Origin of the sequence: Pseudoalteromonas lipolytica (genome assembly GCF_001306915.1) — a bacterium.
GTDB lineage: Bacteria > Pseudomonadota > Gammaproteobacteria > Enterobacterales > Alteromonadaceae > Pseudoalteromonas > Pseudoalteromonas simplex.
The window spans coordinates 46,943-67,500 of the sequence record NZ_LJTC01000015.1 but is presented as its reverse complement, the minus strand read 5'-3'; the positions used below and the strand labels follow the sequence as shown (position 1 = coordinate 67,500).

At 41.8% G+C, this 20,558-nt stretch carries 21 protein-coding genes; 16 read left to right on the top strand and 5 right to left on the bottom strand.

The features are described from left to right. The 6 genes from AOG27_RS19000 (at nucleotide 1) to AOG27_RS18975 (ending at nucleotide 7,869) form a co-directional block, all read left to right on the top strand. Complete coding sequence (locus tag AOG27_RS19000; RefSeq protein ID WP_054554569.1) at nucleotides 1-972, top strand: Gfo/Idh/MocA family protein; 972 nt, start codon at nucleotides 1-3, stop codon at nucleotides 970-972. Between the two features lie 143 nt (nucleotides 973-1,115). Next, nucleotides 1,116-1,745: a uracil phosphoribosyltransferase gene (upp, locus tag AOG27_RS18995; RefSeq protein ID WP_054554568.1), complete on the top strand. Its 630-nt coding sequence runs from the start codon at nucleotides 1,116-1,118 to the stop codon at nucleotides 1,743-1,745. Nucleotides 1,746-1,754: 9 nt separating this feature from the next. Continuing rightward, on the top strand, nucleotides 1,755-2,993 hold the full coding sequence (locus tag AOG27_RS18990) for a uracil-xanthine permease family protein (protein WP_054554567.1): 1,239 nt from the start codon (nucleotides 1,755-1,757) through the stop codon (nucleotides 2,991-2,993). Between the two features lie 138 nt (nucleotides 2,994-3,131). Further along, nucleotides 3,132-4,874, top strand: coding sequence for an HAD-IIB family hydrolase (locus tag AOG27_RS18985; RefSeq protein ID WP_054554566.1), 1,743 nt, complete (start codon nucleotides 3,132-3,134; stop codon nucleotides 4,872-4,874). After that, a complete protein-coding gene (locus AOG27_RS18980; RefSeq protein WP_054554565.1) occupies nucleotides 4,867-6,087 on the top strand; it encodes a hypothetical protein in 1,221 nt (406 codons plus the stop codon). The genes AOG27_RS18985 and AOG27_RS18980 overlap by 8 nt, the downstream gene beginning before the upstream one ends. Before the next feature lie 12 nt (nucleotides 6,088-6,099). Continuing rightward, nucleotides 6,100-7,869 (top strand): sugar phosphorylase, encoded by a 1,770-nt coding sequence (locus AOG27_RS18975; protein WP_054554564.1) that lies wholly within the window; start codon nucleotides 6,100-6,102, stop codon nucleotides 7,867-7,869. A gap of 12 nt (nucleotides 7,870-7,881) precedes the next feature. Here the strand turns inward: AOG27_RS18975 and AOG27_RS18970 are convergent, their stop codons facing one another. Next, the gene (locus tag AOG27_RS18970; RefSeq protein WP_054554563.1) at nucleotides 7,882-8,925 is read right to left on the bottom strand and encodes an ABC transporter substrate-binding protein; all 1,044 of its coding nucleotides are present in this window, start codon (nucleotides 8,923-8,925) and stop codon (nucleotides 7,882-7,884) included. 120 nt (nucleotides 8,926-9,045) lie between these two features. Between AOG27_RS18970 and AOG27_RS18965 the strand changes: the two genes are divergently transcribed. Beyond that, nucleotides 9,046-9,432, top strand: a complete 387-nt coding sequence (locus tag AOG27_RS18965) for a cytochrome b562 (RefSeq protein ID WP_054554562.1) — start codon at nucleotides 9,046-9,048, stop codon at nucleotides 9,430-9,432. Between the two features lie 51 nt (nucleotides 9,433-9,483). On the opposite strand, the gene ykgO is transcribed toward AOG27_RS18965, so the two are convergent. Further along, nucleotides 9,484-9,621, bottom strand: coding sequence for a type B 50S ribosomal protein L36 (gene ykgO, locus AOG27_RS18960; protein WP_054554561.1), 138 nt, complete (start codon nucleotides 9,619-9,621; stop codon nucleotides 9,484-9,486). Nucleotides 9,622-9,639: 18 nt separating this feature from the next. Then, complete coding sequence (locus tag AOG27_RS18955) at nucleotides 9,640-9,891, bottom strand: type B 50S ribosomal protein L31 (protein ID WP_054554560.1); 252 nt, start codon at nucleotides 9,889-9,891, stop codon at nucleotides 9,640-9,642. Between the two features lie 249 nt (nucleotides 9,892-10,140). Here AOG27_RS18955 and AOG27_RS18950 point away from each other — a divergent pair, with 249 nt between their 5' ends. Beyond that, nucleotides 10,141-10,368 carry a hypothetical protein gene (locus AOG27_RS18950; protein WP_220095044.1) on the top strand — a complete coding sequence of 76 codons (228 nt, stop codon included), beginning with the start codon at nucleotides 10,141-10,143 and terminating at the stop codon, nucleotides 10,366-10,368. A gap of 69 nt (nucleotides 10,369-10,437) precedes the next feature. On the opposite strand, the gene AOG27_RS18945 is transcribed toward AOG27_RS18950, so the two are convergent. Together AOG27_RS18945 and AOG27_RS18940 are read right to left on the bottom strand one after the other, a co-directional pair. Next, complete coding sequence (locus AOG27_RS18945) at nucleotides 10,438-14,217, bottom strand: S8 family serine peptidase (RefSeq protein ID WP_054554559.1); 3,780 nt, start codon at nucleotides 14,215-14,217, stop codon at nucleotides 10,438-10,440. A gap of 236 nt (nucleotides 14,218-14,453) precedes the next feature. Further along, nucleotides 14,454-15,107 carry a DUF6058 family natural product biosynthesis protein gene (locus AOG27_RS18940; RefSeq protein WP_054554558.1) on the bottom strand — a complete coding sequence of 218 codons (654 nt, stop codon included), beginning with the start codon at nucleotides 15,105-15,107 and terminating at the stop codon, nucleotides 14,454-14,456. Between the two features lie 160 nt (nucleotides 15,108-15,267). Between AOG27_RS18940 and dapA the strand changes: the two genes are divergently transcribed. The 8 genes from dapA to AOG27_RS18900 all read left to right on the top strand — a co-directional run bounded on the left by dapA (nucleotide 15,268) and on the right by AOG27_RS18900 (nucleotide 20,555). Next, a complete protein-coding gene (dapA, locus tag AOG27_RS18935; protein ID WP_054554595.1) occupies nucleotides 15,268-16,182 on the top strand; it encodes a 4-hydroxy-tetrahydrodipicolinate synthase in 915 nt (304 codons plus the stop codon). 105 nt (nucleotides 16,183-16,287) lie between these two features. Next, nucleotides 16,288-16,998 (top strand): beta-ketoacyl synthase chain length factor, encoded by a 711-nt coding sequence (locus AOG27_RS18930; protein ID WP_054554557.1) that lies wholly within the window; start codon nucleotides 16,288-16,290, stop codon nucleotides 16,996-16,998. Continuing rightward, nucleotides 16,988-17,773: a lysophospholipid acyltransferase family protein gene (locus tag AOG27_RS18925; RefSeq protein ID WP_054554556.1), complete on the top strand. Its 786-nt coding sequence runs from the start codon at nucleotides 16,988-16,990 to the stop codon at nucleotides 17,771-17,773. The genes AOG27_RS18930 and AOG27_RS18925 overlap by 11 nt, the downstream gene beginning before the upstream one ends. Then, nucleotides 17,770-18,027, top strand: a complete 258-nt coding sequence (locus AOG27_RS18920; RefSeq protein ID WP_054554555.1) for a phosphopantetheine-binding protein — start codon at nucleotides 17,770-17,772, stop codon at nucleotides 18,025-18,027. The genes AOG27_RS18925 and AOG27_RS18920 overlap by 4 nt, the downstream gene beginning before the upstream one ends. Nucleotides 18,028-18,052: 25 nt before the next feature. Beyond that, a complete protein-coding gene (locus AOG27_RS18915) occupies nucleotides 18,053-18,298 on the top strand; it encodes an acyl carrier protein (protein WP_054554554.1) in 246 nt (81 codons plus the stop codon). Between the two features lie 119 nt (nucleotides 18,299-18,417). Continuing rightward, nucleotides 18,418-18,873, top strand: coding sequence for a hypothetical protein (locus AOG27_RS18910; RefSeq protein WP_228482515.1), 456 nt, complete (start codon nucleotides 18,418-18,420; stop codon nucleotides 18,871-18,873). Beyond that, nucleotides 18,860-20,218 carry an AMP-binding protein gene (locus AOG27_RS18905; protein WP_054554552.1) on the top strand — a complete coding sequence of 453 codons (1,359 nt, stop codon included), beginning with the start codon at nucleotides 18,860-18,862 and terminating at the stop codon, nucleotides 20,216-20,218. Before AOG27_RS18910 ends, AOG27_RS18905 begins: the two co-directional genes overlap by 14 nt. Next, a complete protein-coding gene (locus tag AOG27_RS18900) occupies nucleotides 20,202-20,555 on the top strand; it encodes a thioester dehydrase (RefSeq protein WP_054554551.1) in 354 nt (117 codons plus the stop codon). The genes AOG27_RS18905 and AOG27_RS18900 overlap by 17 nt, the downstream gene beginning before the upstream one ends. The last annotated feature ends 3 nt before the right edge of the window (nucleotides 20,556-20,558 follow it).

Here is a 20,558-nt window from a genome sequence, read left to right as displayed (position 1 = left end):
ATGAATAAGCCAATGCGATTTGCCATTATCGGCTGTGGTGCTGTAACCGAAGTGAAAAGCGGCCCTGCTTATCAACACGCAGAAGGTATTGCGCTTATTGGGGTAACACGCCGCGACTTAGAAAAAGCCCATGATTATGCTAAACGCCACAATGTTGCAAAGGTGTTCGCATCGCCGAGCGAACTCATTAACGATAACAGTGTTGATGCCGTGTATATTGCCACGCCGCCAGATAGCCATAAAGCGTTTGCTCTTGAGGTTGCTGCGGCAGGTAAACCGTGTTGTATCGAAAAGCCACTGGCGCCAAGTTATCAAGATAGCCTTGACATTGTTACAGCATTTAAAGAGGCTAAACAGCCGCTATTTGTGTCTTATTATCGCCGTTCATTACCACGCTTTAATCACGTTAAACAATTACTTGAGCAAGGTGCCATTGGTAAGCCTCGTCATGTAAGTTGGCATTTAAGTAAAGCTCCTAACGCTCTTGATTTGTCGGGTGAATACAACTGGCGCACAGATCAAAACGTGGCACGAGGAGGTTACTTCGACGATTTAGCCAGCCATGGTCTTGATTTACTTGCTTACCTTTTAGGTGATTTTAATAAGGTGCATGGTTTATGTGCTAATCAACAAGGCTTATATTCTGCGTTCGATGCTATTACCGCGCACTGGCAGCATCAATCTGGTGTTACCGGCACTGGGAGCTGGAACTTTGCTTCATCTAATCGTTTTGATGATGTGATGATTTTTGGCAGTGAAGGCGAGCTTAGCTTTAGTGTTTTTGACGAAAAACCGATTTTGCTTAACAACGCACAGGGCAAACAACAGTTCGTAATTGATAACCCCGCGCATATTCAACAATATCATGTTGAAAACATGGCGAACTATTTTCATGCTCAGCAACCACACCCATCAAGCGGTGAAAGCGCACTTCATACAAGTTGGGTTATGGAGAAAATACTATCGGGTTGAAGAAGTTATACAGGTATGTTTGCTTTTTATTGAATAAAATTAAGTCATTTAAAAGAATTAATGCAAATGTTGTGCATTTTTTGCAGTAGAGCTCATTAATTTACGCTAAAATAGGCGTAATTTATTTCATTTAGGTTCTACTTATGTCTATCCATGTAATTACTCATCCGTTAGTTCAACACAAACTTGGCCTTATGCGCGCAGAAGGTATTAGTACTAAAAGTTTCCGTGAGCTAGCGTCTGAAGTAGGTACCTTGCTTACTTACGAAGCAACAAAAAACCTACCATTAGAAAGCGTACAAATCACTGGATGGGATGGTTCAACATTAGATGTAGAGCATATCAAAGGTAAAAAAATTACTGTTGTGCCTATTCTTCGTGCCGGCCTTGGTATGATGGATGGTGTAATGCAGTTATTACCTGCGGCAAAAGTAAGTGTTGTTGGTCTTCAGCGTAACGAAGAAACACTTGAGCCAGTTCCTTACTTTGAAAAACTCGTGGGTAAAATTGATGAGCGCTTAAGCCTCGTTATTGACCCAATGCTGGCAACCGGTGGTTCAATGATTGCAACTATCGATATGCTTAAAAAAGCTGGCTGTAAAGATATTAAAGTGATTGTATTAGTTGCAGCGCCAGAGGGCGTAGAAAAAACCCTTGCAGCCCACCCTGATGTTGAAATTTTCACAGCATCATTAGATAGCCACTTAAACGAAAAAGGATACATCATTCCAGGCTTAGGAGATGCCGGTGACAAAATTTTTGGCACAGTGTAAGGCGCTCACGTGGAAAATCATCAAACATTTTCGTTAAAAACCATTCTAACTGGCGCGCAAATGCTGTTTGTTGCATTTGGCGCCTTGGTACTTGTGCCGCTACTGACAGGCCTTGATCCTAATGTGGCTTTATTTACCGCAGGTTTAGGAACCTTGTTGTTTCATGTGGTTACCAAAGGCCAAGTTCCTATCTTTTTAGCATCGTCTTTTGCTTTCATCGCACCTATTATCGCCTCGGTACAAATGTGGGGCATTCCCGCAACTATGGGCGGTTTGATGGTGGCAGGCTTTTGTTATGTTGCGCTTAGCTTGATTGTAAAATTTAAAGGCGTGAATGCGCTGCACAAGGTGTTACCGCCTGTGGTTGTTGGCCCTGTGATTATGGTGATTGGTCTAGCCTTAGCCCCCGTCGCTGTGAATATGGCAATGGGTAAAACAGGGGATGGCAGTGCACAATTAGTTCCTTATGATCAAGCAATTTTAGTGTCTGGTTTATCATTACTGGTTACGCTGATTTTTGCGGTATGGGGCAAAGGTGTATTTAAACTTATTCCTATTCTTGCTGGTGTGGTAGCAGGTTACCTTGCTTCGTTATTTATAGGTATTGTTGAATTTAATGCGGTCACTGAAGCAAACTGGCTAGCAGTGCCTGCATTTACTTACCCTGAGTTTAAGTGGCAAGCTATTTTGTTTATGGTGCCAGTAGCCATTGCACCAGCAATTGAACATATTGGCGACATGATGGCTATTAGCCAAGTAACAGGTAAAGACTATTTAAAGAAACCAGGTTTACACCGCACTTTACTAGGTGATGGCTTAGCAACCTCTGCGGCATCGGTTTTTGGTGGTCCACCTAATACAACGTACTCTGAGGTAACGGGGGCAGTAATGCTTACGCGTAACTTCAACCCTCGAGTGATGCTTTGGACCGCAATCATCGCTATTGTGCTGGCGTTTGTGGCAAAAATGGGCGCGGGTTTACAAACGATTCCGGTACCTGTGATGGGCGGCATCATGATTCTACTATTTGGCTCTATCGCCGTTGTTGGTTTAAATACCTTAGTAAAATCAGGTGAAGATCTTACCGCGCCTCGCAACTTGACTATCATCGCACTGATTTTAGTGTTTGGTATTGGTGGCATGCATATAGGTGGTGATGAGTTTAGTTTGCAAGGTGTGAGCTTATGCGCAATTTTGGGGATTATCTTAAATGCTGTTCTCCCCAAAGCAGTGCAACAAGCTGATTAGAACTTAAAAACAGCTTGAATATTGCACCAAAAAAGCGCATTTAATATGCGCTTTTTTTGTAACTAACTAAAATTTAAGGAATTATAAAACTGGTCTACTAACTGCATTTATCTCTATGTCATACTGGTAGGAGCGATTATGCAAGAGGCAAATGTTGTGGATATTACCCCGTTTTTAGCGAAGCATCAGTTACCACTCAAGTATCAATACTTAAGTGAGCAGTTTTTTATACCCCTCGCGCACGATATCTTAAGCGCAAAAATGACCGGCCAACCTATGCTGGTGGCGATTAACGGCTGCCAAGGCTCAGGTAAAACGACCCTCGCTGACTTCTTAGTGACCTGGGTTAATAGCAATACCGAATTTAATAGCGTGTCATTATCAATCGATGACTTTTATTTAAGTCGTGATGCACGAAATGAGCTTGCTAAAGATGTTCATCCTTTGTTTGCGAGTCGTGGTGTACCGGGTACACATGATACGCAATTAATGGAACAAACCTTATCAGCTTTGTTGGCTGGTAAAGTGGATGTGCCATTACCTCAATTTGATAAGCTAACTGATGATCCGGTGCCAAAAGAGCAGTGGCCTAGTAACCAAAAGCCGATTGATATCGTGTTTTTTGAAGGCTGGTGTGTAGCCAGTACGCCCCAACAGCCTTATCAACTGCAAACTCCGGTAAATGAATTAGAGCAACTAGAAGATGCTGACGGTATTTGGCGCCGCTGCGTAAATAGTTGCTTAGCGAATGAATATCAACATGTATTCGCAATGGCCGATTACACCATTATGTTAAAAGCGCCTTCATTTGAAGATGTGTATGCGTGGCGCTTGGAACAAGAGCATAAACTAATTGCCAAAAAAGGCCAGGGGCAGGGCACGTTTGACGAAGTGAGTTTAAAGCGTTTTATCTCTCATTTTGAACGTATTACGCGGGAAAACTTAGCCACGCTTGCGCACAGCGTTGATGCGTTATTATTGCTTGATACTGAGCGTGATATCACCAAGATGGAACTTCTCGCAGACCAGATTGCTCAACCAATTATTTTTACTGATTTAGACGGCACATTGCTCGATCACGACAGTTACGAATGTGAAGTGATCAAACCATTTTTGGCAAAGTTGAATGATACCGGTGTCAATGTGGTTTTTAATACCAGCAAAACCTTTGCTGAAGTTACTGATATTCAAAAAGGTTTGGATCATCACCAACCCTTTATTGTGGAAAATGGTGCGGCTGTTTATATCCCGAAAGACCATTTTAAAGTAAAGCCAATTGGCTGTGATGAATATAAAGGTTATTGGCGCTTTGCCATGACGCAAAGTACCGATAAATTGCATGACGACCTTAAACAATATGCCAGTCAATTTAGCCATTGTGTACGCTTATTTAGTCAATTTAGTGCACAAGAAATAGCCCAGTTAACAGGACTACCCGTCGATAAAAGTGAACTGGCTTTAAAGCGTCAATATTCAGATCCGGTTTGTTTCTCTGGCAGCAATGAAGAAAAGCAAGGTTTGATAGATGCAATGAGCCAAGCAGGCTACGAAGTGCTTGTTGGCGGCCGTTTTATCCATTTAACTAAAGGTAACAATAAAGGACTTGCACAAAAGTGGCTGTTAAATCAGTTCAAAAAAGCCTACCGCAATCCATTTACTGTGATAGCGCTTGGCGACAGTCAAAACGATGTAGCCATGCTAAAAGCGGCCGACACCGCTATTTTAATCAATAACCCTGGCAGCCAAGTACAATCACAAATATTACAAAAAGCATGGCAGCTCAGCGAAAAGCCCGCCCCTGCAGGTTGGGTTCAAGAAGTTTCTGCGTTAACTATCATCAAAGCGCGTTTTGCAGCAAAACAGGAGCAATCTCATGGCTGATTTTTATCAAAATGGCATTATCACGACCTTACACAATATTGCTGACCGCCCAGTAGAAGAACTAGAACAAGAGTTACTGAGCTTTTCAAAACAACGCCCAATGGGCCTAATTTTACCCTCGCTTTACAGTGAGTTAGAAGGACCCGCTCTGCAAAATATTATTGCTGAGCTGAAACATGTGCCTTATTTATCGCAAATTACAATTGGTCTAGATCGCGCTGATGAAAGCCAATACCGTCTTGCACTGCAGTTTTTTGCGGAGCTTGATCAGCCTCATAAGGTACTTTGGAATGATGGCCCGCGTTTACAAGCGCTAGATAAAGAACTACAAAAATTGGGCGTTGCGCCACGAGAGCTAGGTAAGGGCCGTAATGTTTGGTATTGCATGGGTTATAAGCTGGCAACCTCAAAAGTAGAGTCAATTGCACTGCATGACTGTGATATTTTGACTTACGACAGAGCGCTATTAGCACGTTTAATTTACCCCGTTGCTCACCCTCGTTTTAACTATGAATTTTGTAAAGGGTTTTACCCGCGCACCGCTGAGGGCAAAATTAATGGTCGCGTGTCACGATTGCTGGTAACGCCGTTATTGCGTTCATTTAAAACCATTTTAGGCAGCAACGATTACTTAGAATATATGGATTCTTTTCGTTACCCGTTAGCGGGTGAGTTTTCATTCCGTCGCGATGTACTTAACGATATTCGTATTCCAAGTGACTGGGGCTTAGAAATTGGCGTGTTATCAGAGATGTATCGCAATTACTCGCATAACCGTTTATGTCAGGTCGATATTGCTGATAACTATGATCACAAACACCAAGACTTATCGCTAGAAAACCAAGCGGCGGGCTTGTCGAAAATGTCGATTGATATCACCAAAGCTTTATTCAGAAAGCTCGCTACCCAAGGCGTTACCTTTACGACAGAAACGATTCGTTCATTAAAGGCAACCTATTACCGAATTGCACTCGATTTTATTGAAACCTATCACAACGATGCGTTAATGAATGGCTTAACACTTGATATTCACCACGAAGAAAAAGCCGTTGAAATGTTTGCTCAAAATATTATGAATGCGGGTCAGCACTTTTTAGAAAATCCAATGGAAGCACCCTTTGTGCCGAGTTGGAACCGAGTAGCTTCGGCAATGCCGGAGGTGTTTGCTCGTTTAGAAGAAGCCGTAGAGCTTGATAACAAAGAATATATTTAACGGGGAAGGCACGTGACTTTAGAGCTTTTGCAACAAAGGGTTATTCAGCATTTAACCTGCATCTACAGCGAGGTTGAGCTATCAACAACGCTTGAACAACTCGCAGACAGACTAATTAGTACCATGTTAGGTGATGATCCTGTTCGAGACCCAACGCCGCATAAAAACCGTTGGGATGAGCAAGATATGATTTTAATCGCCTACGGTGATTCGATTATTCGTCATGCTAATACGGATGAAGCCGTTGCCAAGCCCGAAGAACCACCTTTGCAAACGTTACATCGCTTTGTAAAAAACCAATGCTTACCTGAACTTAATGCACTGCACATCTTGCCGTTTTACCCATATAGCTCAGATGAAGGCTTCGCGGTAATGAATTATGTGCAAGTGAATGAAGCGTTAGGTAGTTGGCAACATATCCGTGATATTTCAGCGGATGTTAGGTTGATGGCAGATTTGGTGATCAACCATTGCTCTAGCCGCAGCGTTTGGTTTGAAAACTTTATTCAGGGTAAAGTGCCGGGAAAAGGGTATTTTAAAACGGCAAGCCCAAGTGACGATCTTGTACAAGTTGTTCGCCCGCGAACATCGCCCCTTTTACAAGCGGTTGAAACAAAAGATGGTTTGCAGCATGTGTGGTGTACCTTTAGTCACGACCAAGTTGACTTTGATTTTGCTAACCCAGATGTGCTTAATGAATTTGTCAGCATTATTCGTCATTATTTAGATAACGGTGTACGTATATTCCGCCTTGATGCGGTGGCTTTTTTATGGAAAAAACTCAATACCCGCTGCATTAACCTGCCTGAGACACACGAAGTGATCAGGCTGCTTCGCACCCTTATTGAGCATTTTGAGCCTAATGTGATTATTATCACAGAAACTAATATCCCGAACCGCGAAAACCTATCGTACTTTGGTAATGCCAACGAAGCGCATTGTATTTACAACTTTTCATTACCACCGCTGTTATTACATACCTTACTCAGTGGCGACAGTACCGCATTAAAACACTGGATGATGAGTATGCCACCTCCTCAAGAAGGGACGGCATACTTTAACTTTATAGCTTCACATGATGGTATTGGCCTGCGCCCCGTTGAAGGCTTGTTAGAGCAAAGTGAAATTGCCGAAATGGTGAATACGACTGCGAAATATGGCGGTAAAGTTTCATTACGTACCGCCCCAGATGGCACCAATACCCCTTATGAGTTAAACATTGCCTTATTTGATGCGTTGCAAGGTACCCATAAAGGCCCAGATAAATGGGGTGTTACACGATTTTTATGTGCGCATGCCATTATGTTTGCGCTTGAAGGTATTCCAGGTTTGTATATTCATAGCTTACTCGGTACTACCAATGATTATGAACGCTTTGAAAATAGCCAACATAACCGAGCGATTAATCGTCACCGCTGGCAAGAGTCAGATTTACTGGCCAAGTTAAGTAACGAAAATGCCCATCATCGTACTGTGTTTAAAGCGATGAAAAGCCTAATGGCTATTCGAAAGGCGCAAAGTGCATTTCACCCCAATGCGACGCAATATACGTTACATTTAAGCGAAGGGCTCTTTGGTTTTTGGCGACAAAGCATCAATCGTTCGCAAAGTATGTTTTGTGTTTATAACATTAGTGACGAGCCGCAAACGCTTACGCTTGCCGACTTAAATTTGATTGGTACCGAGCAATGGCGAGATTTAATTAGCGGTGAGCAAATTACCGAGCAGACAAAAACAATGTCGCTAACGCCATATCAAGCTGTATGGCTCAGTAATAAGTAATGTAAACGCCCTTTACAGTGCGCTTTTGGTTGCTTCTAACAGAAGTGATTCAACACTGAAGGGAAGGGGATTTTCATTTGATTTACTGAAAACGCGAAAGTTAATTGCTAAGTTATCACTGTGAATTTGTTCAACAAGCTTGAGTGTTTGTTCGTTATGTTGGCTGAAAATTGCCACTTCATGATGCATAGGTGCGGTTTCGTGTTTATTCAATAAATCATAAATATTTACCAAAGCAAACGCCCCCAACGTAACATGGCCGCCGATAGTGACGTCTATCTTCTCTGATACGGCTCTGAGCGGCCAATTTATTGCTCCAACTAATACATCTTTGCGTTTGTTTAACTCATCAAGCGCAGTAATTGCTCCTAATGCCATAGCATCGTTGGCAGCCCAGACAATATTCATGTTTGATTGATGGCTAAAGTAGCCAAGACTAAGGCGATACGCTTGTGTTGCTGACCAGTTGGCAACCGTTTTTGCGGTGATATTAGCATTCTCATGCGTTTGAACACTTTGCTCTAAACCTTCTTCTCTATCAAGTGCTGCATGGGTGGTGTAATCACCATTTATAGCGAGAAAATTGGCCGCGTACTGAGCTTTTTCAATCAGTTTATCTGCGAGTAATTGCCCTGCTTGTTTGTTGTCGGGTTCCACACTACCTGCGATTTTAATGCCATGATCAATCAAACGTTTTAGTTCTAATTCTGATGGGCGGTTAAGTAGAAAATAAATAGGTGTAGAGGTGCTATTTAAGCTTAAAAGTTGTTGGGTGAGCACGCTTTTTTCGTCAACTAAAATCAGCATATCAGGCTTTGCTTCAATCGCCTTAGCTACTAATGACTTCATTTCAATATGATTTCGATTGGCATAATGAATCGTTAAATCGAGATCAAAGTCTTTGGCAGCATCACGCATCAACTGAGACACTTCAAACCAAAATGGGCCTGTGACATTCGTATTTTCATAGCCAGGGTTTATAAAAATAATACTTTGTTTGGCAAAAACACTTGGTAAGTAAAATAGGCAAATAATGAAAAATACTGTTCTTGGCATAATCTGATTAGGTTAAAAGGTTGTTATGGTGAAGTATAGCGCGAATTGGTAGGTTTGAGATTGGGTTTATTATTTGTTTCGCTTTATAATGGTCCATAAATAGCATTTGGTTGAGGGTGTATGAAAGCCATTATTATTAGTATTTTAATCGTTTTTTCGAGTGTGAGTGTAGCCTCTGATATTGATCTTGAGGCCAATATGAAAAATATGGGGCTTGCTTATAAAAACTCCGTACGGGCTACTGATTTAGCTACCTTTAATGCCGCTATTGATGAGTTTATTGTGTTGTTAGAGACAGCTAAAACAGCTGATTTTAAACAGCATAAAACAGCGTCTCTAGAAGGGCTTGATAAAGTCATAAATCAAGCAAAGCAAGCGAAGCAACTTGCAACGACTCGTGGCCTTGAAGCTGCAAAAGCGCCGCTTAAATCTATTGATGAGTTACGTAAAAAATACCATGAGCTACATGAGCCGCCAGGCTTTTGGGAGTTGTTATTTGGCAACTAAGCTATTGAGTTAGATTTACTTTAATTAAAAAAAGGTGCCGAGGCACCTTTTTTAACGCTTTTTCTTTTTACCTTGAACTGCTTTAAAACGCGGGTTGTCTTTATTAATAACATAGACACGACCTTTACGTTTTACGATTTGGCAGCCCGGGCGGTTCTTAGCGCTTTTTAATGAACTTAATACTTTCATGTTCTTTCCTTAAAGCAACTATTTGCTCGCCAAGTTTTTGAAACGACGATTAAACGCTGCAACACGGCCATCGCTCGCAACGGCTTTTTGTTTACCGGTATAGAACGGGTGCGAATCGCTTGATACGTCAATTGGTACATAAGGATAAGTTTTGCCTTTAAGTTCGATCGTACGTGTAGTTTTAATTGTCGAACCAATAATAAAATAGCTGTCTGCCGCTGTATCATGAAAAGCGACTTGCTGATAATCAGGGTGGATATTTGGCTTCATAATGCACCTATTTGTTATGTGATAATGTAGCGATTATAGGGTGGTTGACTATTTAGATCAAGATAAAAATGATTCTTATTTATATCGCATTGTCTTAAATTTGTACAAGCTGAACAATCAATAAGCAGTTAGATTTAAAAAGCTGGATATTGTCGATAAGGCTGTTATAACTAGGTATGCGTGCTTATTTTTAAGAGGGATATGGAAGTGAATGATAAAACTAGCCGTGAAGAACTAGATCAAAATGTAATGAACACGCTTCGCGATAAAGACCATTCTGTTTTAGCTAATCATGTAGACACCTTGTCGTGTACTCACAACGATATTATTGAATTATTGGCCCAGTATTTAGCGTTAAGTGAACAAGATGATGATGAGCGTTTCGATACCTGGTTTGATAACCTAAGTAAAGAGCAACACACCGTTGTGAAGACTTTTGAAGTGTATCGAGGTCAGTACGAGCATTTAGATTCTTAATACTTGATCATGTTGTTTTTACATGAAAAAAGCCACCCGAAGGCGGCTTTGCTGATTAGCGCTAACTAATTAATCTAACATGTAAGCTCGCATGGTAATTTGCTCAGCTTGGCTTGAACCATAATCAGAAACAATCGTACGAATATGGACAAAGTCACCAACGTTTCCAGTATTAGGGATCGTAGCTACCCATTCACCGTCAATGTGTTCAACTTGTGCATCTAACCAGTTTTCGCTTGAGAACTTCGTTGATACAGGGCAATAGATATAAGCAGGCACGTTAGCAATCGTACATTCTTGGCCGTATGCAAATTGGAACTGTACATCTGCCAGCGCCACTTCACCTACACCGTCTAGTAAACCCGTTAACTTAACTTGAGCGGCTTCACCTGCTTTCATGCTGTTGTTAATATCAACCGGTAAATCAACCATAGGCACTAAAATTGGCTGAACACCTTGTTGCTGCTCGTCAGCGGTAACTGTATAGAAACCTTGGTAAAGAGAACCTAGCTTATCATTTATTGGAGAGCGCTCACCAACACCACGGGCATAAGAACGCATTTCTAAGGTAATTTGATGAGAGCCCGGCTCAAGTGTTAACGTACCTTGATACGGAGATGCTGGCTCACCATTTACTTTTAAACCAAAGGCTGAGCTACCCATAAAGCCAAAAATACCATCATGGTTTGCGGCATCGCCAAACGAAGCAAGGTTAAAGTAAAGAACATTGGTATCGCGGCTAATAATCGCCGAGCCACTGCTGCCTAAGCTACCAGCACGTGGACCTTTAAACCAAGTGGTACTTTGCTCAGCACCTTCAGTCATTGCACGTGGACCATCAAAATAAGCGCCTGCGCTTTGAATTTGGTAGTTTGGCATAACGACATTCGTCCATGCATTTTTTGCACTTGCTGTGAAATATTCATCACGTTGATGAGGTAACATAATTAACTGCGAGCTACCTGTCGAGTAGAACTCACCGGTACTGTTGGTCATTGCCATAACATCAGTCCATGCCGGACGCTCATCATTTTGGGAGTGATAAGACGCACTTATTTTATGCATTTTATGTTCAGCAATATTGATTTGCCCAGATTGAATTCGGCCATCAACAATATGGTTTATTGAATAAGCATAAGGTGAGCGTTCAGCCGCAATACCAGACCAGCTAACGATATTGTTGCCAGCCTCTATTTCTGCCATTAAGGCTTCACCTTGTTCGGTACTGATACCAATCACGGGTACTTTTGGTGTGCCTGTGATCGCGCCTTTATATCGGCCACCACGATCAGGGCGATAAAAAATCACACCGCTGGCGCCATGTTTCATCGCGTTACCAACCATGTAAGACGTGAGGTAATTAGGGTTAGCAATAAGCGCAATTTTTCCATCTAACTCAAATTGACTCCAATCAGTGCTGTAGCCTGCATCACCTACAGGTACGACTTCTGCAGAGCCTTCACCATGAAAAGACAGTGCTAAACCTTGTTTGATGTAATCAAGTTCAACGCCGTTTTGCATAGTGACGGTTGTTTCTGGAGCTACCGCGCGGGTGGTGATAAATGAACGAAAACGGTCGTCATGACCTTGTGACCATGCATACATATCATTTACGTAATCAGGTGCCATTTCGATAGCAGCAAGCTTCGCAACTTCTTGATCGTCAATCGCGTAAGTAAAGCCAAACGAATAACCTTGTGGATCAAGAGGCTGGTCAGCTTTAAAGGTAACAGGCTGAGCGTTACGTGCATCAAAGTTAATCTCTGTTTTGCCATCAATCTTACGATTTAATACAGCCATTTGTGCCGCTGATTCAACTAAACCAGAGCTGGTTTGCGGGTTATCGTAAGTCATAATGTTAGCAATCAACGTATAGTAACCAGCAGGTACATCGATATTGGCTTTACCGCCAGTGAGCCTAACAAGACTGCCCCAATCATCTTCTTCATTAATTAAGTAAAGCTTAGATGGAGAGCCTGCTTGATTACCCCAGCGATCAGTCAGGTTTACCGTTAAATTAACGTGAGGCTGGTCAATCCAAAACGACACTGGTACAGTCACTTGTTGGTCGGTATTGCCAACGGTTGTGCCTGTGATACGACCTGTAATTGCACCATAAGCACTGTTATTAAGTGCCACACTTGGGTCAATCCACATAGGAACTTGAGCAACACCTTTGGCAGGGATTGTCACAGACTTAACTTCTAATCCTGCCAGAGTCCCCGGCAATTGTGTTTTGCCATCTTCGCCAATTAAGTCTAATTTCAATTTTAATTTAATACTCTCATCAGACGTATTTGTCAGCGTGATCTGTGTTTCTGTAAATTCATTATTAGTAGCGCTATCAAAGTAGCCAAGTTCACGGTTTGCAGGGGCTACAATAGCTTGGTCAATGGCACGGTTGATATTCATAGCACCGGCACCTTGCTCAAGTACGTGAGAATCACCACTAAATACAGATGATGTAAGCACGTCTTTAATTTCTTTTGGTGTAAGGTCTTGGCGAGCTTGCATAACAATTGCAGCACCACCGGCAACATGCGGGGCTGCCATCGAAGTACCTGAATAGACGCGGTAAGCCGTATCACCTAAGCCACCAGAAGCAGCAGCAACAACAGATACACCTTGCGAGGCAATATCCGGTTTTGCTGAATGGCCATCTGGCGATGGACCGCGTGAAGAGAACGACGCCGTATTGCCATCACGATCAATGGCACCCACGGTTAATGCACTTGGCGCGCAGCCCGGTGAACCAATCGTTTCACGGGTAAAGCTATTACCTGCAGAGATAACAAATAAAGCTTTATCGCTCAGTGCTTCAACCATCTCAACCAGTGGGCCACTACAGGTTGTTGCCGTACCACCTAACGACATATTTACAATGTCAGCGTGCTCAGAAAGCACCGCCCATTGCATGCCATTTAAAATACCGTAAGTTGATCCTCCTCCTGTATTGCCAAGTACTTTACCGATTATTAAATCGGCAGCAGGCGCCACACCGACCCATTTACCTTCTGACTCATGGCCATTGCCTGCAACGGTTGAGGCTGTATGAGTACCATGACCATTTAAATCATCTACACCGTTGCTTGAGTAAGTAAAGTCTCGTGATGCTATTACTCGCCCTTGTAAATCTGGGTGCTCAATGTCGTATCCTGAATCGAGTACGGCAACTTTAATACCTGCGCCATTATAGTTAATCGCAGACTCTCCATATGCGCCGGTAAGCGGGACTGTTGGAGTGAGTGTTTCTGACTGGGTAACCTTGTGAGCATGAACGACAGCATCAAGCCAAAGACCTTCAACGTCAGCTTGTGCAACGAGAGTTTGCCAAGTTTGCGCTGCTTTGTCTTTGCTGATTGAAAATGCGGCGCTGTCGATTAGCTCAATTTCACCGGTTAATGACATACCAGCAAGCGTTGCTGGGACTGCCGGTCCTGCAAGGGTACCGTCGCGGTATTCAACAATGACTGGGAGGGCGTCTGTTGATGCATCATCGTAACCAGATTCATATAACTTATTAATGTTAAATAACTCTAAATCAATCGTATTTGAATCAATTAAGGCTTGAGCATGGTTTGGAACAACATAGGTGTTGTTACCACGTTTAAAGATACTGGTGAATGTATCTGAACCATCGGCATTCACTAATCGAATGCCGCCTAGCTTGCCGTCTTTATTGACAACAGCCGATACTTTGTCCCCAGTGATCAAAGTGAATGTAAGGGCATCCGCTTTACTTTGTTGTGTAACAAATGATTCTTCTGCGGTTGCTGGCTGGGCAATCGATAAGCCGAGCATGGCTAAGTAGGTCGCCTTTAAGCGACCAAGCCTTGGAAAAGGTTTCATTTTTTCATCCTGTATTTTGATGTAATTAGTTTGGAAGAAAGAAGTTATTGCTAGGTGTCAAAATAACAAATATGACAAGAGCAATAACTCGACCAGACCAATCTATCGATCAAGCAGATGAAAACCTACAAAACAAAAGTAGCAAATTGTATTAACCTATTTACAACAAAATAAACACAGTTGTAACTTTGTGCGGTCATTCAGTTTCGCTTCATTTTAAGCGCAAAAATGAGAGGTTATTTTATCGATAGATCGTACTTTGCCACTACGTCATCAATATAACGATGGCGTAAGGTATTTTTACCTTCGTTGCCCGTACCATGGCTTAACGCGCGATTTATTAGTTTTAGTGCCTTATGCAAGCTTTGACGTTCATCCATGTTTAAACCTGTTTTAGTGCGCATTTCAGTAATATCATCAATCAATAGCTTGGCCACATCTAGCTGAACGGCTTCTTCAACTAAGCCATTTTGTGTGAGCACACCGTATTTACTGCATAAAAACTGTTGCCAAACTTGCTGTAAGTGCTCGTCAATTTCACTGCCAAATAATTCTTCATTGATAGCAAAGCCTTGCTCGGCAAGCTTACTAAGTTGATTCGAATATTGCTGAGCAAAATAATTAAACGCTTGGCAGGATGAGGTTATGTCATGTTTGATAATTAATTGCCCCCAACTAGCGGCGCCACGAGGGTAATAGTCTTGATATTCTTCGCATTGATAAATGCCCGAATACGAACTGCATTCTAATTGACTCTGCAAACAGTAACTCGGTTTTGGAAATAAACTACTTTGTTGCCATGCCGATAGCGTTTCCTCATCAATTGAGAGGGTATGGCACAGCTCTTCGGTAGTATAAAAGTAGGTTGCCAAAAATTTAGAAAGTTGCATTATCAAATACTCACAATAAACACTGTTAATTTATACAGTGTTTGATTTTGGCTTAACTTTGATTTTTTCTCAAGTATTTTTATTTATTGCAGCTCATTACTCGGAAAATGCCTGTGTTTATGATACAACTAGCGCAAATTTTCCAAACATTAAAAAAGTTATGCGCAACCTAGAAACAATTAAACAAGCAAGTTTGATCACCGCTATAAAAACACCGTATTTAACCAATGGTGACATTGATCTTGCATGTTATGACGACCTTGTTGAGCAGCAAATTGCAGCTGGTGTTGATGGCATCATCGTCGGTGGTACCACAGGTGAAGGCCAATTAATGAATTGGGAAGAACACTTAATGCTAATTGCACACAGTGTTAGCAAATTCTCTGATCGTTTATTAATTGTTGGTAATACAGGTAGCAACAACACGCGTGAAGCGATTAAAGCAACCCAGTATGGTTTTGCCACCGGTATGGATGCCGCGCTACAAATCAACCCTTATTACGGGCGCACGTCACTGGCGGGTGTGAAAGAGCACTTTAACCGTTTACTTGATATTGGTCCTGCGTTTATCTACAACGTAGCAGGGCGTACAGGCCAAGATTTAACACCAGATATCATTGAGCCACTCGCTAAGCACGAAAACTTTATCGGTGTAAAAGAGTGCGGTGGCAATGAGCGTATTGCTCATTATGAACAGCAAGGTATTGCTTGTTGGTCTGGTAATGACGATGAAGCACATGATGCACGGCACATTCATAATGCTCACGGTGTTATTTCGGTTACATCTAACATTATTCCGGGCTTGTTCCGTCAGTTAATGGATGAGCAAAATGATGCACTTAATGCAAAACTGCAGCCACTTATGGGCTGGCTATTCTGCGAACCTAACCCAATCGCTATTAATACGGCGCTGATGATGACAGGCGCCGTGAACCCTGTGTTCCGTCTTCCTTATGTGCCACTTACATGTGCGCAGCAAGAAATCGGTTTAGACTACATTAACGAACTTAATATTGCTGATATAGTAGGCGAAAAAGCTCAACTTTTAGACGAAAAAGACGTTATTTTACGATAAAGATGAATGGGTGCTTAATTTCACTACAATTAAGCACCATTATTTTACTTTTTTATGCCTTATGGGTAAAATTAGCAATCGTTTGGCGCTAAAAGAATAATATTTGTGAAATTTGTTGTTAATAATTTGTGTGTATGGGTTGCGCCCGAGCAACAAATTGCAGAATTAAGCCATCTTGATCACCCTGACCTTGATTTAAGCTGGGTTGCACCAATGCAGCGCCGCCGTCTAAGCCCGTTTATGAAAATGGCACTTCATACTATGCATCAAGCGCAAGGTGAGCATCAGCAGTTAGCCGTTAATTTTTCATCTCGTCATGGTGACTTACCTAAAACAGCGCAGCTATTGCATTCACTTGTTGAACAAGAACCGCTTTCTCCGACCGCATTTGGTTTGAGTGTACATAATGCTGCAACAGGCTTGTTCTCGATTATTGCAAAAAACAAAGCCCCGATGAATGCCATAGCAGGTGATCAAGACAGCATTATTTCAGCCATGATTGATGGTTTTGCACGTGTCCAGAGTGGTGTTGAGCAGCAAATTTTGGTTGCCCATGCCGAAAGTGTATTACCTGATGAATACTTACCATTTAGCGATGAGCAACAAATCGCTCATAGTGTGTCGTTCATATTATCCAAAGTTCAGGTAGACAAACCGTATTTTGAATTAACAAAACTTCCTGAATCTGAACACTCTCAAAGTGACTCGTGCTTACCCTTGAGTCTACAGTTAGCAGCTGCTTTAGCAAGCAAAGGATCACAATCGCTGCTGACACATCAACAATCAGCTTGGATGCTACAGTACCATGGTGGCTAATTTAAATAAAAAGCTGAACAAAATTTGGCGTGTATTAGCAACTGGTTTTTGCTTTGCTGTTTTTGGGTTTGGCGGTATTTTACTTACCTTGTTAGTTTTACCTATTCAACGATTTTTGGAACCTTGTGAATTTAAACGTAAGCAGAAAGCCCGTTTAACTGTTCACTATAGTTTTAAATTCTTTGTTGCTTTAATGCATTACACCGGTGCTATCCATTTCTCTGTGCAAGATAAACAGAAATTTCATGATCTTAAAGGGCAGTTAGTACTTGCCAATCACCCCTCATTAATTGATGTTGTGGTGCTGATATCTGTGATTAAAAATGCTGATTGCGTGGTCAAAGCGCACTTATTTAAAAATCCATTTATGCGCGGCGTAATTAAAGGCACAGGTTATATTAGTAATGAAGACCCGCAAGAGTTACTTAATGATTGTGAAGCATCACTCGCTGCTGGAAATAACCTGATTATCTTTCCTGAAGGCACCCGCACAACCCCAGGTGAACAGTTAAAATTTAAGCGTGGCGCGGCAAATATTGCTGCGCGTTGTAAAGCCCCTATAACCTCAGTGCTGATTAGTATGAAACCCAGCACTTTGACCAAAGGCACACCATGGTATTGCGTTGCCGCAACAAAAGCGCATTTTGAGATGCGCTTTGCCACTGACCGATTTACGTTTAACGATACATTTAATAATGAACAACCCGCTATGCAAGCACGACATTTAACCCGTGATTTGCAACATTACTTTTCAGAGGAACTCAGGCACCTATGACTGAACTAAAGAACAAAATAAAACAATTAATCATTAGCAGCTTAGATCTTGAAGATATTACCGTGGATGATATTGAAAATGACCAACCTTTGTTTGTTGATGGTTTAGGCCTAGATAGCATCGATGCGTTAGAGCTTGGCTTAGCCATTAAAAAAGAGTTTAACGTTAAAATTGACGCAAACTCAGAACAAACAAAAGCCCATTTTGCATCAGTAGATGCACTGGCAGAATTTATTAACCAACACCAATCATAATACAGACTTAGAAGTAGGAATAAGCATGAAAACCGCTGCTGACATTTACAACGTTTTACAGGGCATTTTAGTAGATGAATTTGAGATTGATGCTGATGATATCAGCCTAGATGCGCACCTGTATCAAGACCTAGATCTTGATAGTATTGATGCTGTTGATTTAGTTGTAAAACTACGCGAAATCACTGGCAAGAAAATTGAGCCAGATGCATTTAAACAAGTGCGTACTGTGCAAGATGTTGTAAATGAAGTAGAAAAACTCGTTTCATAAACATTACTATGCTCAAAGCGATAACCACAACACTGCTTTTAGTGTGCTTATCTTTATACCCATTTATTGTGTATTTTGGATTACAGCATATCTCAATAAGGCAAGTGAGCTTGGTACTGATGGTATTGTTAGGTTTAAGGCTTTTGCTGAGCAAAAAGCTGCTCACATCTATGCCATGGATAAAGCCCGCCTCTATTTGGGCTATTATCGCTTTAGCTACAACGCAGTTTTTTAACAATGATCTGGGCTTAAAACTGTACCCGGTCATTATAAATACAGTAATGGCCATAACCTTTGCTTATTCACTGAAAAGTGGCCCAACAGTCATTGAGAGTTTTGCTCGAATTAAAGAGCCTGAGCTTGATGAGAAAGGGGTTAATTACACGCGCCAAGTTACTAAAGTATGGTGCGCGTTTTTTATTATTAATGGCAGTATTGCGTTATACACTAGCCTATTTACATCGTTACAGACATGGACACTGTACAACGGACTAGTAGCCTATATTCTGATAGCTCTCTTGGGTCTTGTGGAATGGCTTGTTAGACAAAAGGTTAAAAATAATGGTATCGAGTAACCTGAAATTTCACCCAGATGCTGCATTTGTTATTGCAGGGCAGCCAATAACACACACACAGTTTTTTGCTGATATTGCGGCTTATCAAAGTAAGCTTACGGCGCTTAAAGCTGGCAGTCATGTGGTGTTATTCCACCCCGATACCTACCAATTTGCAGTTCGTTTATTTGCCTTAGCCTGTAGTGGTCATAATGTTATTCTTCCGCCTAATGGTCAGCACGAAACCTTAAGTTTATTGCTTGCTCAGTCTGCTTTTTTTGCAGGCGATGCGACCAATATCGATGATGATGTGCTATTTACCAACCTTGAACTCAGTCTGGGTCACACGCCTTTGCAAACTAACCGTTTACAATGGCCAACAAACACAGCAGTTATATTTTATACGTCAGGCTCATCAGGACAATCTAAACCAATAGTAAAACCGTGGCGGGTACTAAATCGAGAGCTTGCAGTACTTTCAATGTCATTTGACTTACCCAGCCAATTTACGTTTTTAGCAACTGTTTCGCATCAGCATATTTACGGTTTATTGTTTCGCTTACTTTGGCCGTTGGCGAAAGGCCATATAATTGATAGTGAACAAATTCAGTATCCTGAACATATTGCGCAAAGGCTAAAAAATATTCGTTATGCAGCGCTCGTTTCAAGCCCTGCGCAACTTGGTCGTTTATGCGCTGATAATGTGTTAATTCCTGAGCGCGACAAAATTAAATGGTTATTTTCCTCTGGCGGACCACTCAATAATGAGCATGCCGAAACTTTATTTAACCAGTTAGCTCGCCCAGCTACCCAAGTATTTGGTAGTACCGAAACTGGCGGTATTGCTTATCGACAAGTTACACAAGCCGCGGTTGATGTACCATGGCAGCCGTTTAATGGTAATTTTTTATCGCTGAATCATGAAGGACGCTTGATGCTAGATTCTGCGATTTTAGAGCAATCAAATTTCCCTTTAGACGATAGAGCACTCGTTCATAAAAATGGTCAATTTAAACTGTTGGGCCGTATAGACAGAACGATAAAAATTGAAGAAAAACGTTTAAATCTTGATGAGCTTGAGGGTTATCTACAAAGCCATGACTGGGTAAAAGAAGTTAAAGTAGTGGTTATTCCAGCTAAGCGCGTGCAAATTGGTGCGGTGGTTGTGCTCAGTGATGAGGCAAATAAAGAGCTTGAACAGCAGGGGAAATTGGCAATTAACCGCACATTACAAGCGCACCTCTCAAACCGCTTTGAACGTATTTGCTTACCACGCAAATGGCGCTATATCGATGCACTTCCTTTTAACAGCCAAGCTAAATTAAGTTTAAAAACATTGGAGCAGTATTTTGCCAAGCCTGAATAACGTGACCCCAGAGGTGGCCGTTTTATCACAAACAGAAACTAGCGTGAGTTTAGCGTTAACCATTGCGGCTGATTTAGATTATTTTCGCGGCCACTTTCCTGATGCTCCAATTTTAGCAGGCGTAGTACAGCTGGATTGGGCAGTAAAATATGCTCAGCAATATTTGGTTTTTGGCAAACTAGTACAAGATTTAGAAGTGTTAAAGTTTCAGGTGGTAACAACCCCCGATATGACGGTAAATCTCACCCTTGAGCGCAATGCAAAAGGCAAGTGCCTGTTTAGCTATCACTCAGACAAAGGCCAACATGCATCCGGTCGAATAGTATTTTGTGATTAAGCC

What these genes read in the sequence shown, in the direction of transcription:
- AOG27_RS19000 (WP_054554569.1), top strand. Translation starts at nt 1, where the DNA reads ATGAATAAGCCAATGCGATTTGCCATTATCGGCTGTGGTGCTGTAACC.
- upp (WP_054554568.1), top strand. Translation starts at nt 1,116, where the DNA reads ATGTCTATCCATGTAATTACTCATCCGTTAGTTCAACACAAACTTGGC.
- AOG27_RS18985 (WP_054554566.1), top strand. Translation starts at nt 3,132, where the DNA reads ATGCAAGAGGCAAATGTTGTGGATATTACCCCGTTTTTAGCGAAGCAT.
- AOG27_RS18980 (WP_054554565.1), top strand. Translation starts at nt 4,867, where the DNA reads ATGGCTGATTTTTATCAAAATGGCATTATCACGACCTTACACAATATT.
- AOG27_RS18970 (WP_054554563.1), bottom strand. Translation starts at nt 8,925, where the DNA reads ATGCCAAGAACAGTATTTTTCATTATTTGCCTATTTTACTTACCAAGT.
- AOG27_RS18965 (WP_054554562.1), top strand. Translation starts at nt 9,046, where the DNA reads ATGAAAGCCATTATTATTAGTATTTTAATCGTTTTTTCGAGTGTGAGT.
- ykgO (WP_054554561.1), bottom strand. Translation starts at nt 9,621, where the DNA reads ATGAAAGTATTAAGTTCATTAAAAAGCGCTAAGAACCGCCCGGGCTGC.
- AOG27_RS18955 (WP_054554560.1), bottom strand. Translation starts at nt 9,891, where the DNA reads ATGAAGCCAAATATCCACCCTGATTATCAGCAAGTCGCTTTTCATGAT.
- AOG27_RS18950 (WP_220095044.1), top strand. Translation starts at nt 10,141, where the DNA reads ATGAACACGCTTCGCGATAAAGACCATTCTGTTTTAGCTAATCATGTA.
- AOG27_RS18945 (WP_054554559.1), bottom strand. Translation starts at nt 14,217, where the DNA reads ATGAAACCTTTTCCAAGGCTTGGTCGCTTAAAGGCGACCTACTTAGCC.
- AOG27_RS18940 (WP_054554558.1), bottom strand. Translation starts at nt 15,107, where the DNA reads ATGCAACTTTCTAAATTTTTGGCAACCTACTTTTATACTACCGAAGAG.
- dapA (WP_054554595.1), top strand. Translation starts at nt 15,268, where the DNA reads ATGCGCAACCTAGAAACAATTAAACAAGCAAGTTTGATCACCGCTATA.
- AOG27_RS18925 (WP_054554556.1), top strand. Translation starts at nt 16,988, where the DNA reads ATGGTGGCTAATTTAAATAAAAAGCTGAACAAAATTTGGCGTGTATTA.
- AOG27_RS18920 (WP_054554555.1), top strand. Translation starts at nt 17,770, where the DNA reads ATGACTGAACTAAAGAACAAAATAAAACAATTAATCATTAGCAGCTTA.
- AOG27_RS18915 (WP_054554554.1), top strand. Translation starts at nt 18,053, where the DNA reads ATGAAAACCGCTGCTGACATTTACAACGTTTTACAGGGCATTTTAGTA.
- AOG27_RS18910 (WP_228482515.1), top strand. Translation starts at nt 18,418, where the DNA reads ATGGTATTGTTAGGTTTAAGGCTTTTGCTGAGCAAAAAGCTGCTCACA.
- AOG27_RS18905 (WP_054554552.1), top strand. Translation starts at nt 18,860, where the DNA reads ATGGTATCGAGTAACCTGAAATTTCACCCAGATGCTGCATTTGTTATT.